Origin of the sequence: Kangiella koreensis DSM 16069, from assembly GCF_000024085.1 — a bacterium.
Classification (GTDB): Bacteria; Pseudomonadota; Gammaproteobacteria; order Enterobacterales; family Kangiellaceae; genus Kangiella; species Kangiella koreensis.
The window spans coordinates 1-14,413 of record NC_013166.1 but is presented as its reverse complement, the minus strand read 5'-3'; the positions used below and the strand labels follow the sequence as shown (position 1 = coordinate 14,413).

The 14,413-nt window shown below is 41.7% G+C and carries 13 protein-coding genes; 6 read left to right on the top strand and 7 right to left on the bottom strand.

The window, feature by feature from the left end:
- Positions 1 to 35: 35 nt before the first annotated feature.
- Entirely contained in the window at positions 36 to 218 is a 183-nt protein-coding gene (locus KKOR_RS13485) for a hypothetical protein (RefSeq protein WP_143715012.1), read from the bottom strand.
- Between the two features lie 11 nt (positions 219 to 229).
- On the opposite strand from KKOR_RS13485, the gene pepQ reads away from it, so the two are divergent.
- Genes pepQ through KKOR_RS00045 form a run of 4 tightly spaced genes read left to right on the top strand, consistent with a single transcriptional unit; the run spans position 230 to position 2,828 of the window.
- Positions 230 to 1,549 (top strand): Xaa-Pro dipeptidase, encoded by a 1,320-nt coding sequence (pepQ, locus tag KKOR_RS00060; protein WP_012799950.1) that lies wholly within the window; start codon positions 230 to 232, stop codon positions 1,547 to 1,549.
- 9 nt (positions 1,550 to 1,558) lie between these two features.
- Positions 1,559 to 2,212 (top strand): YigZ family protein, encoded by a 654-nt coding sequence (locus KKOR_RS00055; RefSeq protein ID WP_012799949.1) that lies wholly within the window; start codon positions 1,559 to 1,561, stop codon positions 2,210 to 2,212.
- Complete coding sequence (locus KKOR_RS00050) at positions 2,206 to 2,571, top strand: SirB2 family protein (RefSeq protein ID WP_012799948.1); 366 nt, start codon at positions 2,206 to 2,208, stop codon at positions 2,569 to 2,571. The genes KKOR_RS00055 and KKOR_RS00050 overlap by 7 nt, the downstream gene beginning before the upstream one ends.
- Before the next feature lie 14 nt (positions 2,572 to 2,585).
- Positions 2,586 to 2,828, top strand: a complete 243-nt coding sequence (locus tag KKOR_RS00045; protein WP_012799947.1) for an accessory factor UbiK family protein — start codon at positions 2,586 to 2,588, stop codon at positions 2,826 to 2,828.
- A 48-nt stretch (positions 2,829 to 2,876) separates the two neighbouring features.
- On the opposite strand, the gene KKOR_RS00040 is transcribed toward KKOR_RS00045, so the two are convergent.
- Positions 2,877 to 4,856 carry a GspE/PulE family protein gene (locus tag KKOR_RS00040; RefSeq protein WP_012799946.1) on the bottom strand — a complete coding sequence of 660 codons (1,980 nt, stop codon included), beginning with the start codon at positions 4,854 to 4,856 and terminating at the stop codon, positions 2,877 to 2,879.
- A gap of 150 nt (positions 4,857 to 5,006) precedes the next feature.
- Between KKOR_RS00040 and KKOR_RS00035 the strand changes: the two genes are divergently transcribed.
- Positions 5,007 to 6,470 (top strand): helicase HerA-like domain-containing protein, encoded by a 1,464-nt coding sequence (locus KKOR_RS00035; protein WP_012799945.1) that lies wholly within the window; start codon positions 5,007 to 5,009, stop codon positions 6,468 to 6,470.
- 95 nt (positions 6,471 to 6,565) lie between these two features.
- Here KKOR_RS00035 and KKOR_RS00030 read toward each other — a convergent pair whose 3' ends face one another.
- A complete protein-coding gene (locus KKOR_RS00030) occupies positions 6,566 to 6,769 on the bottom strand; it encodes a dodecin family protein (RefSeq protein ID WP_012799944.1) in 204 nt (67 codons plus the stop codon).
- A gap of 156 nt (positions 6,770 to 6,925) precedes the next feature.
- On the opposite strand from KKOR_RS00030, the gene KKOR_RS00025 reads away from it, so the two are divergent.
- Positions 6,926 to 7,861: a PPK2 family polyphosphate kinase gene (locus KKOR_RS00025; RefSeq protein WP_012799943.1), complete on the top strand. Its 936-nt coding sequence runs from the start codon at positions 6,926 to 6,928 to the stop codon at positions 7,859 to 7,861.
- An 89-nt stretch (positions 7,862 to 7,950) separates the two neighbouring features.
- Here KKOR_RS00025 and gyrB read toward each other — a convergent pair whose 3' ends face one another.
- From gyrB to dnaA, 4 genes are read right to left on the bottom strand one after another with little or no spacing between them, the layout of a single operon-like run.
- Positions 7,951 to 10,377 (bottom strand): DNA topoisomerase (ATP-hydrolyzing) subunit B, encoded by a 2,427-nt coding sequence (gyrB, locus tag KKOR_RS00020; RefSeq protein WP_012799942.1) that lies wholly within the window; start codon positions 10,375 to 10,377, stop codon positions 7,951 to 7,953.
- 29 nt (positions 10,378 to 10,406) lie between these two features.
- The gene (recF, locus tag KKOR_RS00015; RefSeq protein WP_012799941.1) at positions 10,407 to 11,516 is read right to left on the bottom strand and encodes a DNA replication/repair protein RecF; all 1,110 of its coding nucleotides are present in this window, start codon (positions 11,514 to 11,516) and stop codon (positions 10,407 to 10,409) included.
- Positions 11,517 to 11,546: 30 nt separating this feature from the next.
- Positions 11,547 to 12,650, bottom strand: coding sequence for a DNA polymerase III subunit beta (gene dnaN, locus KKOR_RS00010; RefSeq protein ID WP_012799940.1), 1,104 nt, complete (start codon positions 12,648 to 12,650; stop codon positions 11,547 to 11,549).
- 15 nt (positions 12,651 to 12,665) lie between these two features.
- Positions 12,666 to 14,051, bottom strand: a complete 1,386-nt coding sequence (gene dnaA / locus KKOR_RS00005; protein ID WP_012799939.1) for a chromosomal replication initiator protein DnaA — start codon at positions 14,049 to 14,051, stop codon at positions 12,666 to 12,668.
- Between the last annotated feature and the right edge of the window lie 362 nt (positions 14,052 to 14,413).

Genomic DNA, 14,413 nt, shown 5'->3' with positions numbered 1-14,413 from the left:
AATGCTTTGGCGGTAATTGTTTAAACGCTTGATTCTTATTTATTAAAATCAAACGTTAAAATAAAGGAAACCAGTGTACTGCTGCAGGTCAGCAGACACAATTCAAACTTCTGGTCTGACCAATCATAGCGAAGTTTAATCGGAAACGAAAGCCCCCGACTACCCTTCTGATCGGGCGTGATTTCTGGAATAATGGTGCCACTATTGATTAACCACATTCGGATACTATATGCACGATTCTTCGTTGGCGCCTTTATTCAAGCATCATATTGATGTTGTTACCCAGCGCTATCAAAAAGCCATGGAAAATCATGATTTCGATCACCTGGTCATTCCGGCTGGCTCACAGCATGGCATCTTCCTCGATGACATGTCGTATCCCTTCAAGTCTAACTTCCACTTTAATAGCTTTGTCCCCCTGGACGATCTGCACGATAGCGTGTTAATTATCTCAGCGGACGGTACTCGCAAGCTATGTTACTACCAGCCTGTTGACTTCTGGCACTATGTAGCTGGCGATCCCGAAGGCTTCTGGGTTGAGCACTTTGATATTGTGATGACTCGCACTAAAGATGAAGTTCTTTCTCACGTGCCTACTACAGGTAATGTCGCTTATATTGGTGAAATGGGGCGTCCGTTTGATGAAGATGGTTTTGCCGCTGTTAATCCAGGCTATTTCATGAACGAAATCAACTGGCACCGCGCTATCAAGTCTGACTATGAGGTTGAATGTGTTTCACGGGCCAACAAGCGTGCTGCTTTAGGCCACATGGCAGCCCGCGATATGTTCTTCAAGAATGGGTCGGAGCTTGAGATTCATTTAGCTTACCTATTGGCAACTGGTCATGCTGAACACCAACTTCCCTATGGCAGCATCGTAGCTCTTAATGAACATGCCGCCATCTTGCACTACACCTTATATAACAATCAGGCGCCTGATAATCATCGCACTTTCCTGATTGATGCCGGTGCTCGTTATAACAACTATGCCGCTGATATCACTCGTACCTATGCTTACGAGCAAAATGAATTTGCTGAACTGATCGGTGATATGGACGCTTTGGAACAACGCATTTGCAGTAAAGTGGCTAGTGGCCAATCCTACGTTGATTTGCATATCGAAACTCACCATGAAATCGCCAAACTTTTAAACAAGTACAAGTTTTGTGATATGTCTCCTGAATCAATGGTTGAAGCTGGTGTTACTTCTACTTTCTTCCCGCATGGGCTTGGCCATCACATTGGTCTACAGGTACATGATGTCGGCGGTCACCAAGCTAATGTAGAAGGCGATCCAGCTCCGCCACCTAAGTCGCACCCATTCCTTCGTAATACCCGCGATATTGAAGTGGGTAATATTCTTACCGTTGAACCAGGCCTTTATTTCATCGATTCCTTGCTAGGTGATCTCAAGCAAACCGACCACGCAAAAAGCATTAACTGGGACAAAATCGAACAGTTTAAGCCTTTCGGCGGTATTCGTATTGAAGATGAAGTGCTAGTCACCGCAACAGGTCCGCGTAATCTGACTCGTGAGCATTTGGATTAATCCCCTGCCATGTCAGATGCTGTTAAGGAACCACTTGCTGGTTACCGGGTGCCTCAACATAGCGTTGAGCACCCGTTTTCATTTGAGGAAGTTATAAAAGGCAGTCGATTCATTGCCCGAGTAGCATTTACCCCAACAGTTGAAGACGCCAAGGCCTTTATTAACCATTTCAACCAAACAGAACCAGAAGCAACTCACCATTGCTGGGCCTACATTGTCGGTAACCCAGCCAGCACCACCTTGATCGCCTGCTCAGACGATGGCGAGCCAAGCGGTACCGCCGGGATGCCAATGCTCAATGTCTTGCAGCATAGTGATGTCGGCGATATAACGGCTGTTGTTACACGCTATTATGGCGGCACTAAATTAGGCACCGGAGGTTTGGCTCGCGCTTATGGTGGATCGGTCAAACAGGCTATGGATCAGATTAAGCTCGGTTCTCGTATCTACACCGAGAAACTTGATCTAACCTGTGCTTATGAGCTACAAAAGCAGGTAGAATACCTGCTCAAGGAAGCCCAGGCTGAAATAGTGCATACTGATTTTGCAGCGCAGGTGACCATTTGTGCTCAGGTGCCAGTGAATACCTTGCCCGAATTAGAAGCAGCACTAGAAGCCTATATTAACCGTAATCAAATAGAGGTAACCAAAGTTACATGTTAGCGTTAAAACATTTTCATATGAGTTTGGCGGCATTGACCGTACTGGGATTTTTGATTCGTAGCGTCTGGTTATTCAGAGGCAGTCAATTACTGCAGAAAAAAGTCGTTAAAATCCTGCCACATGTTATTGATACCTTTTTATTGGCCAGCGGAATAGTCTTGATGGTACAAACAAAAATGTATCCACATCATCAACCTTGGCTGACAGTTAAAATCCTACTTATCGTTACCTATATTCTGTTTGGCATCAAAATGTTCCACGCCACCGAAAGCAAAAAACGATTAACATTCTTTGCGTTAGCGCTCGCCAGTGTCCTGGCCGTTCTTTACTTGGCAAGAGTTAAACCACCACTCTGGTAATCAAGGAGTAGCAAATGATCGATCCTAAAGTACTTGATGATATCGCCTCAAAGCTTTCAGATGCCATCCCTCAGTCAGTAAAAAATACTGGTGATGAGTTTGCCAAACAGGCTAAACAAATCTTGCAGACTCAACTGGCAAAACTTGATCTGGTCACTCGCGAAGAGTTTGATGCACAAACAAAAGTATTGCAGAGAACACGTTTGATGCTGCAAGAACTGGAGAAGAAACTTGCTGATATTGACGCCAAACTTTAGCCCTTTTATGTAATAAAAAGGAGTCGATTGGCTCCTTTTTTTATTTAACTACTCTTCTTCAAGCGTTTTTATCTGGCTTGCATTGGCTCTAATTTTATAAACTTCCAAAGCTGAAATTTCTTTTTTACGTGCCAGCTCTAATGCCATTTGAGCTAAGCTTACCATTCCCTGATTTTGAGCAATTTGGTTTAGTTTATTGATATCCAGAGTTTCATTAATTTCTCTTGCTACTTCTGGGGTAATGCTCAGTAATTCATATACAGATCGCCTTCCGGCAATACCTGTATTGAAGCATTCTGCACAACCAGCACCTTTGTAAAATTTATCGTTTTTTGCTGCTTGAATTTCTTTCAGGATAGACCCAGGTATTTTTTCTTCTACCAGACAATGTTTACAATTTTTCTTCACCAATCGTTGCGCTAAAATTCCTACTAGCGCATCTTTCAATAGATAAGGCTCCACGCCCATTTCTACTAAACGGGTAATGGTACTGACCGCACTGTTGGTATGTAGCGTGCTTAATACTAGATGTCCAGTTAGTGAACTTTCTACTGCAATTTTTGCTGTTTCACCATCACGGATTTCTCCGACCATAATTACATCTGGATCATGTCGCAAAATATTCCTTAGGGCTCGCGCAAAGCTATAGCCAGTTTTATGATTGACCGGAATCTGAGTAACGCCTTCCATTTTATATTCAACTGGTTCTTCAACAGTTATTATATGCGGTCCTTCTTTCACTTTTTCATTAATAGCAGCATATAACGTTGTGCTTTTACCTGAACCTGTTGGCCCAGTAACTAAGAACATTCCATAGCTTGAATGTAGTAAATTAACAAATCGCTCTGTGTCCTTTTCTGTTAATCCAAGCTCATTAATATCACGCAGTCCCTGTGAACTATCCAATATACGAATAACGACACTTTCACCATAAACCGTTGGCATAACCGAAATACGCATGTCGATACTTTTACCATTTCCTGCATATTCTATTCGTCCATCCTGGGGTAAACGTCTTTCAGAGATATCCATGCCGCCGATGATTTTGATGCGACTGACTAGAGCCTGGTGTAAAGAAAGGTTTAATTTCCTAATAGGTGTTAACGAACCATCCATCCTGTAGAGTAGTTGCAAGTATTTTGCTCTTGGATGCAGGTGTATATCTGAAGCACCCTTTTCAATAGCATCTGTAATAATAGATGCCATTAAATTGATAATCCCTTTCTTTTTTCCTAAGCTTTCGATCTCATTAGTTGCCAGATTTTTCCCGGCATCAATGCCCACACGTTCCAACTCCACCAAAGCTTCTTTTTCATTCTGAAACTGGACGATGCCGCTTAAATATTCTAATAATTCACGTTTTTCCGCTTTTAACGGTTCGATATTGCAGCCCGCTATAAAGCTTAAAACCTGCATAGCGTCAATTTGTTGGGGATTGGTAAAAGCCACTTCTAAAAAGTTATTTTTCTTAAATAGAGGCAATGCCTGGTATTTAAAAAGCAGCTCTGGTGGGAATTTGCGCACCCATTTTTCGTCTATTTTTACGGTGCTTAGATCGATGTTTTTTATTTCCCCAGTATAGCGATCTTCTTCACGTCCAAATGTAGAGCGGCCATTGCTCTGGATTATATCCATGTTTGTCACATTTTTTTCAGAAATCAAAATGATAAAAATATGATTTTTGTGTAATCGCAACACTTTCCAGAGCCCATCTTCATTTTCACAATAGACACACTGGCCAGTTATTGTGAATTTATCGCTCATCTCAATTCGATAATTTGAGTAGTTCAAGTTTCCCGTTTGCTTTTGATAATCTTCCAGAGTTTCATAGATAGGTTTTTGAATGACAATATATTGAACGTCTGCAAAAGGTATGCTTTTATCCTCTGTGATAAATATCTGTTCTTTAAAATCAACCGTTGTCAGCCTGGTGTCTTCCAGCTTGTTTTTTTTATCGCATAATACACTATTGTTCGCCTGCTCTTGGTCAGAGCTAATGGCTTCGGCCACCAATTGATTAAAATTCATACCCTCTCCTTTGTTAAGCTAACTCTACACGCTTGCATAGGCTTTTTCTTGATCCTTATCAAGTATCGCTTCCTTAGCTATTTAATCTTTTACTTGCCTTTTTATTCTGATTATCTATTCTGAACCAATGTATTTATAAGGATTAATACTATGATTCTAATTGGCGGCAATCAAGAACAACAGCATATCTTGTTAAATCCTAAAATGGCAAATCGTCATGGTTTAATTGCCGGCGCAACCGGAACCGGTAAAACGGTTACTCTTCAGGTGATGGCCGAGGCCTTTTCTAACATAGGCGTCCCCGTTTTTGCGGCTGATATTAAAGGAGATCTTAGCGGTATCGCTAAAGCTGCAGGCACGCACCCCAAAATTACTGAACGTATCAATAGCATTCAAATACCAGATTATCAGCCTCGAGCTAACCCAGTGCTTTATTGGGATGTATATGGTAAGCATGGACACCCAGTACGCACCACCATTTCTGAAATGGGACCTTTGTTGCTGTCAAATCTTCTGGAACTTAATGATACTCAAAGCGGCGTTCTGCATATTGCCTTTGATATTGCTGACGAGGAGGGCTTGCTACTGTTGGATCTGAAAGACTTGCGCTCGATGCTCAACTGGCTTAGTGATAACCGCCAGCAAGTTAGCCGTGACTACGGCAATGTTACTCCTCAAACAGTGGCCGCTATTATCCGCAAACTACTGGTTCTTGAAAATTCTGGCGGCGATCACTTTTTTGGTGAACCTGCATTAAATATCAATGACTTAATGAGGGTTGATCAAAGCGGTAAAGGTTTTATCAATCTTTTATATAGCCGTGAATTAATGCTCAACCCTAAAATTTATTCCACCTTCCTGCTTTGGATGCTTTCTGAGCTATTTGAAGAGCTCGACGAAGTTGGTGATCCCGATAAGCCACGGCTAGTGTTTTTTTTCGATGAAGCACATCTGTTATTTGATCATGCACCACGAATTTTGTTGCAGCGTATTGAACAGGTGGTTCGGCTTATTCGTTCGAAAGGTGTTGGTGTTTACTTTGTCACGCAAAACCCAACCGATATTCCGGATTCTGTCCTTGGTCAACTTGGCAATCGTGTGCAACATGCTTTGCGCGCCTTTACTCCCAAAGACCAGAAAGCCGTTAAATCCGCTGCCGATACTTTCCGGCCCAACCCCAAACTGGATACCCAGTCGGTTATTACCCAACTTTCCGTTGGTGAGGCTTTGGTTTCCGTGCTGGATGAAAAGGGGCGACCAACGCCTGTTGAACAGACTTTGATTTGTCCTCCTTGCTCACAAATTGGTCCATTATCCGATTCAGACTGGCAGTCCTCTTTTAATCAATCCATTCTTAAAGGCGTCTACGATGATGCTGTTGACAGACAATCCGCTTACGAGATTTTACTTAAACGAGAGCAGGACCTGGTGCAACGTCAAGCAAAAGAAATGAAAGAAGCTGAAGCCATCCGAAAGAAATCTAAGCCTGCTCGTCGCTCAAACCGGCAATCTGTTGGCGAAGCTTTTACCAAAACCTTGGTTCGAACCATAAGCTCCGGTATCGGACGTAAAATTGTTCGCGGTTTACTTGGGTCCATTCTGGGTAGCAAGTAACCCCGTTTTATCTTTAGGCATTAGTAATAATGCTATTGCCATTAAAAAAGCCCATGCTTAAACATGGGCTTTGTTTCAAGTGATGCGTCAGGTTGTTAATCCTTCAGTAAGAAGGTAACTTTCATCACGACTCTAAACTTTTCAACTTCTCCATCTTGAATGACAACCTGCTGTTCTTTAACCCAAGCGGACTTTACCTGATCGAGGGTTTTATTAGCTCTGCGAATACCTCGCTTAACTGCATCTTCAAAACTTTCACTAGAATCAGCAATAATTTCAGTAACTTTTGCTACAGTCATACTCACTCCTTTTTCTTATCGATTCGTTTTTATCTTACTCCTGCTATTGCATAACTCAATGATATACAGCTCATTTTAAAAAGTTTAACAATTCAACCTTGTTATTTAGCAGTATTTATTAGATCTTGAGGTAAGAGTTTCCCTGGAGCATCTCTAATGAGCAATTCTGATAACCCAAGACCTTCAAGCTTTTGCTGTATTGATTCACCTTATTTAATGCCATTTGATGGCAAACTTATATTAACCGAGCAGCCAACAGTACCAGCTGAACAATTATCAAAGGAAGAATACAAAGCCCAACTGATGGTTAATTCTGATGCTCTCTACCACTTACAGCACAAAATGTATGCGGACAACTGTTTTTCAGTCCTGCTCATCTTTCAGGCCCTGGATGCTGCTGGCAAAGACAGCACCATCAGAAAGGTCTTCAGCGGTATTAACCCCGCCGGATTTCAGGTTCATAATTTTAAGCAGCCTTCTGCTCAGGAACTGGACCACGATTTTCTATGGAGAACCAGTAAAGCCTTGCCCGAACGTGGTCGTATTGGTATTTTCAACCGTAGCTATTATGAAGAGGTATTAGTCGTCAGGGTTCACCCAAAATACCTATTGAACCAAAACTTGCCTAATATTCACCTTGATAACCTTGCAACCATAAATTCCAATCATCAGTTTTGGGCAGGTCGGTATCAGTCAATCAATGATCACGAAGCCCATCTTGCTCGTAATGGCACCATTATTCTTAAATTTTTTCTGAATGTTTCACAGCAGGAGCAACATCAACGATTCCTGTCACGTATTAAAGATCCGGAAAAAAACTGGAAGTTTTCCAGTGGTGATATAGAAGAAAGCCAGTTATGGGATACATATCAATATGCCTACCAGCAGGCTTTAAGCCACACCTCTCGACCCTGGGCTCCCTGGTACATAATTCCTGCTGATTATAAGCCTGCTATGCGGGCCATTGTGTCTAAGCTTGTTTTGCAAAATATTCGACAATTACCGTTAAGTTTCCCTGAATTATCCTCTCAAGATCAGGAAGCTTTGCCTATTTATGAGTCGCTTCTCAGCCAAAACACAAACAAAAAGTGAGTACTTACTTTTTATAATCAAATTCAACAAAAAGAAGACCGCCATATAGGCGGTCTCTTATTTAGCGTTCTTGATGAGTTGAGCTTTATTTAAACATCAAGGTTAGAGACAGATAGTGCATTGTTTTCAATAAACTCTCGTCTTGGCTCAACTTGATCGCCCATCAATGTTGTAAATAACTGATCAGCTGCGACGGCATCCTCAATGGTTACTTGCAACATGCGTCGACCAGCAGGATCCATAGTGGTTTCCCAGAGTTGACCAGGGTTCATTTCGCCGAGACCTTTGTAGCGCTGAATTGCCTGTCCACGACGCGCTTCGGACATCAACCAGTCGAGCGCTTCTTTAAACGATTCTATCTCCTGAATCTTTTCACCTCGTTTTACAAACGCACCTTCCTCAATCAAGGTTTCCAGTTTTTCACCTAGCAGCGATATTTTTTTGTAGTCGCCAGAAGCAAAGAACTCTGTTGAGAGTAAGTATTCACTTTCAACGCCGTGATGGAACATTACAAAGTGTGGAAGATAGTGCTCTAACTCATTATCTTTTCGAACATTGAAGTTAAAACGAACAGCTCCGCTCTTTTGATCTTTATTCAGCTTAACGGCTAACGTATCCATCCACTCCTTAACTTTTGGCTCACTTTTGAGATCGTCTGTCTTCAAAGTTGGATGGTAAATCATGCTATTCAAAATATTAGAAGGATACAATTGAGCTAAACGACGAATGGTCGTCTGTACATCACGATACTCATTCACCAGGCGCTCGAGGCCTTCGCCACTAATTGCCGGTGCATCTTTGCTGATGTATAGCTCGGTATTATTTAACGCAGTTTGGGTAAGGTAATTTTCAAGTGCATCATCATCTTTGAGATACTGCTCCTGTTTACCTTTTTTAACTTTGTACAAAGGAGGCTGTGCAATATAGATGTAGCCTCTCTCAATCAACTGTGGCACCTGGCGATAGAAAAAGGTTAATAATAAGGTTCTAATGTGCGCACCATCCACATCCGCATCGGTCATAATAATGATGCGGTGATAACGGGTCTTGTCGGCATCAAATTCTTCTCGGCCAATACCACAACCCAAGGCTGTAATCAGGGTTCCAACTTCTTGCGAAGAAAGCATCTTATCAAATCGCGCTTTCTCTACATTCAGGATCTTACCCTTTAAGGGTAAAATCGCCTGATTCTTACGATCTCTGCCCTGCTTGGCAGATCCGCCCGCCGAATCACCCTCCACTATGTAAAGTTCTGATAAGGCTGGGTCTTTCTCCTGACAGTCCGCCAGTTTTCCCGGTAGGCCTGCGATATCCAGTGCACCCTTACGACGAGTCATCTCACGTGCTTTTCTTGCCGCTTCACGCGCTCTAGCAGCATCAATCATCTTGTTAACAACTGACTTAGCTTCACCTGGGTTTTCCAACAAGAAGTCTTTCAAGTGTTCGCCCATAGCTTGCTCAACAGCAGTTTTTACTTCGCTGGACACCAATTTATCTTTAGTTTGTGAACTGAACTTAGGATCTGGAACCTTCACTGAAACAACAGCGGTAAGCCCTTCTCGGGCATCGTCACCTGTAGTATTAACCTTACCCTTCTTATTATAACCCTCATTTTCCATGAAGTTATTCAAGCCACGAGTTAAGGCAGCGCGGAAGCCAGCAAGGTGAGTACCACCATCCCTTTGCGGGATATTATTGGTAAAACAGAAGATACTTTCCTGGAAACCGTCATTCCACTGCATGGCAACCTCAACAGTAACCCCATCCTCTTCTCGCTCATGGGTAAAGTGGAACACTTTCTCATGGATAGGTGTTTTCTTACTGTTCAAGTATTCAACAAAGGCTTTAATACCGCCTTCATACATAAAGTGGTCTTGTTTACCAGAACGCTCATCAGCAAGTCGAATACCCACGCCCGAATTAAGGAACGACAGCTCGCGTAAGCGCTTAGCTAAAATATCGTAATGGTATTCAGTGTTAGTGAAGGTTTTGTCGCTAGGTTTGAATCGGATTTCTGTACCTGTGGTTTCTGCGTCTCCCACTACTTCAAGCGGTGCTTGAGGCACACCATGGACATAGATCTGCTCATAACGCTTGCCAGCACGACGAATGGTGAGCTTTAACTCTTCTGATAAAGCATTAACCACAGAAACCCCTACACCGTGCAAACCGCCGGAAACCTTGTAAGAGTTATCATCAAACTTACCACCAGCATGCAGTACCGTCATGATAACCTCGGCCGCAGACACGCCTTCTTCCTCATGCATTTCAGTAGGAATACCACGACCATTGTCTCTAACAGATACTGAATTATCACTGTGGATGGTAACGTAAATATCTGTACAGTGGCCGGCCAAAGCTTCATCTATTGAGTTATCGACAACCTCAAATACCATGTGGTGCAAGCCTGTACCGTCATCTGTGTCACCAATATACATTCCAGGACGCTTACGAACAGCATCCAAACCTTTCAATACTTTAATACTGGACGAATCGTAACTGTTATTTTCCGACATACGGATTCCTTATGATTGTTCTGTTGAGCTTATTGCGCATTCATTTCTGAGGCTTCTATTATTGAAACAGCCCCATGTTCCACGTGGAACAACCTGGCGTTATTATACCTGTTTATGAGGCTTTTGAGAGGATCTAAATGCACACAAGTGATAAATATTTGTTGCTTCTCTGGTTGTTTAGCTAAGAAGTTAAGTAGTAGCTTTTGGTGGTTTTCATCTAATTCGGCACCAATATCATCAAGCAGAAACACAGGATACTGCTGCCCTCTTTCTTGAGCAAGCCTTAATTGGGCCAGTTTTAAGGCCGTAGTAACCAGCTTTTGTTGGCCTCGAGATAAATAATCAGCAGCTAGCCTTTTACCTGAAAGAATTTTTAGGTCGGCTTTCTGAATAGTGGACTGCGTATAGCCGAGCTTTTTATCTTTTAAGTATTGCTCTACAAGCAAAGATTCAAGGTCTTTCCCTTGCCACCCTTTATAAAACTCTAAAGATAACTGAACATCAGGCAAAAACTGACTGGCTATTTCATGAAAATAGGGACTAAGCGAATCACAGTAATCTTGCCGGTACTGATTGACCTGGTCAGATAAAGGGATCAGCTGACTATCCCAGGCTTCCAGATCCTTGTAAGAAAGACTCCCTTTAAGAAGCTTATTACGTTGCAAAATAATACGCTGACAAGCCTGCCAACGTTTAAGAAATGAATGTTCCACGTGGAACACACCCCAGTCTAATAATTTTCTGCGGCCACTGGGCCCCTTGGTGAGAAGTTCATAATGTTCTGGTGCCAGTACTTGAATTGGAATCAAGCTGACAAGATCGCTGAGTTTCGCAAGGGGCTCCTGATTAAGGCGCACATTGACATCATTGTTGCGAAAGCGTTGAACCCCCAAACGTTGTTGGACGTTATGAGAATAAAGCTCGCTGAACAAGGTAAAGGAATCTTGCTCATAGTTAATCAGCTTAGAATGACGACTTGTGCGAAAAGAGCGTCCATGACCCAGAATAAACAGGCTTTCTAAGATGCTCGTTTTGCCAGCAGCATTATTACCGTAAATGATATTGAGTTGAGGAGAAAAATGCAGCCTCGAAGGCTGCAGATTTCTAAAGTTTTGAATCGAAAGGGATTGGATATGCATCAAGGATGCTTATTTACAATTGAGGAATTATTAGAGTCGCATTGGCATAACAACATAAACACTTTCACCACCATCGACCTCTTCTATCAAAGTACTGCTATTGGCATCAATAAAAGTAAGCTTAACCTGAGGCGTTTTAATGGTATTCATAACATCAATCATGTAACTGACATTAAAGCCAATTTCTAAGTCCGAACCTTGGTAGTCAACACCAAACTCAACCTCAGCTTCTTCTTGCTCGGGGTTATTGGCATGTAATCTAACTTGCTCATTGGTAAGCATGAAACGGACACCACGGAACTTCTCATTACATAAGATTGATGCACGTGACAAAGACTCCTTGAATAGCTCACGATCGGCAATAACGATCTTATCGCCATTACGAGGGAGAACTTTTTCATATTCAGGGAAACGGCCATCCACTAATTTGGATGTGAAAGAATAGTCAGGACCAATAACCTTAATGTGATTGGAGCCCAAGTTTAAGGTGATATTATCGTCACTGTGCTCTAGCAGTCGAGCTAACTCTGTAACACCTTTACGTGGAATAATAGCACTAATTTTATCATCCGCATCAATAGATGCCTTAGCACGGGAGAGAGCAAGTCTGTGACCATCGGTAGCCACTGTTGTTAATTTATCATTATCAAACTCAAACAGCATGCCATTAAGGTAGTAGCGGACATCCTGTTGCGCCATCGCAAACTGAGTTTTCTCAATCAAACTTTTTAGCACATCTTGAGTAAGTTCAAGAGAAGCCAAGCTGACAGTTTCGTCTAGATTTGGAAACTCATTGGCAGACATGGTAGAGAGACTAAAGCGGCTACTTGGAGTAATCACTTTTAAGCGCGTTTCTGACTGCTCTATCTTTACGTTTTCGCCATCTCCAAGACTGCGTACAATGTCTAATAACTTACGCGCAGGAACAGTGATCTCACCAGGCTCAAATTCACCCTCAAGGTCTACTTGCGCTTTAAGTTCTACCTCTAGATCAGTAGCTGTAAGTGATAGCTTACTATCATCAACAACCATTAAAACATTGGATAAAACAGGAAGTGTTTGTCGTTTCTCTACAGCACCACTGACTAATTGAAGTGGCGCCAGCAACTGATCCCGGCTTATGGTAAAACGCATATAGACACCTTGTTATTAGCTGGACAGAGTCCGAAGTAAATTTGAAAAGTCTTCTTCAATATCGATGCTTTCGCCTTTTAACTGCTCAATTTTACGACAGGCATGCAAAACCGTCGTATGGTCTTTCCCCCCAAAAGCATCACCAATTTCTGGCAGACTATGGTTAGTTAAATTTTTAGCCAAAGCCATAGCCATTTGACGCGGACGAGCAATTGAACGACTGCGCCTTTGAGATAATAGATCAGAAACCTTTATCTTGTAATAGCTAGCCACCGTTTTTTGAATATTTTCAATAGAAATCAGTTTATCCTGGGCTGCAATCAAGTCTTTTAAGGCATCTTTCACAAAATCGAGGGTAATTGCTCTACCTGTAAACTGCGCATTAGCTATCACTCGTTTAAGAGCCCCTTCAAGCTCACGCACATTGGAGCGGATTCTTTTGGCAATAAAAAAAGCTACCTCATTAGGTAACTCTATTTTAGAGCTTTGAGCTTTGCTCATTAAGATAGCTACTCTGGTTTCTAGTTCTGGCGGTTCAACAGCAACGGTCAAGCCCCAGCCGAAACGGGATTTAAGACGCTCTTCAAGCCCTTCAACCTCTTTCGGAAAACGATCACAGGTAATAATAACCTGCTTATTTTTTTCAATGAGATTATTAAAAGTATGGAAAAATTCTTCTTGAGTACGACCTTTGTTAGCAAAAAATTGAATATCATCGATTAACAAGGCATCCACTGAACGGTAGAAGTTCTTAAATTTATCCATGGTGCCTGTTTGCAAAGCTTTAACCATATTGGCCATAAACCGTTCCGAATGTAGATAGACAATATGGGCGTTAGGGTTTTTATCGAGAATTGAATTACCAACAGAGTGCATTAAGTGGGTTTTACCCAAACCAACACCACCATAGATAAATAATGGATTGTAAGCTTCCCCTGGATTCTCTACCACCTGCTGAGCTGCTGCGCGAGCAAGTTGGTTAGATTTACCTTCTACAAAGCTAGAGAACAGGAACTTGGGGTTTAAATTGTTTTGCTGAAAGCCAGAGGATTGGTTGATATGGTTGTTTTGAGCAACGGGCTTTGAATTAGAAGGAGTTGCAGCATTATGGTTATTATTAACAGCTTGTGAATTAGAATTCTGATTCACAATTTGAGCAACATTTCCGACATGAAGCGAGATATGTTTCTGCTGATTATTGTCACGCTGAATAAGAAATTCATTGATACGATCAAGGTATTGTTGGCGTATCCAATCAACGAAAAAGGGATTGGGTGCATACAAAGCCATCTCAGAATCAGTTTCTTTGACCTGAAGCGGTTTTATCCAGGTGTTGAACTCAGTAGCCGACAGCTCTGACTGCAACTTCTGTAAACAACTCCGCCAAACATTACCCGTCATTATTATTAGAGTCCTAGTTCTTGGTTATACAAGAGCGTTGAGTATTATGTAATTTCTAACGCACTTTTGGTCACTTCAATTATTATGGCTAAGTGTAGATCCAGATAGAAAAATAATCCACAACTTTACCTATATATTTTTACTATAGAAGTAAAAATCATGATAAACAAAGCCAGAATTAAAACTATACAAAAAACAACTTTAAAACCAGTAATTAATTAAATTGTGGGTATATCTTGTATAAAAAACCTTTAAAACTGTTAACAGAATGACAAAACACAAAAAAACGATACTTATACAAGTTTCATCCCTATAGTTAAAGACACCTTATACAAAGGGTTATTACTTCTGTAACATGTTAA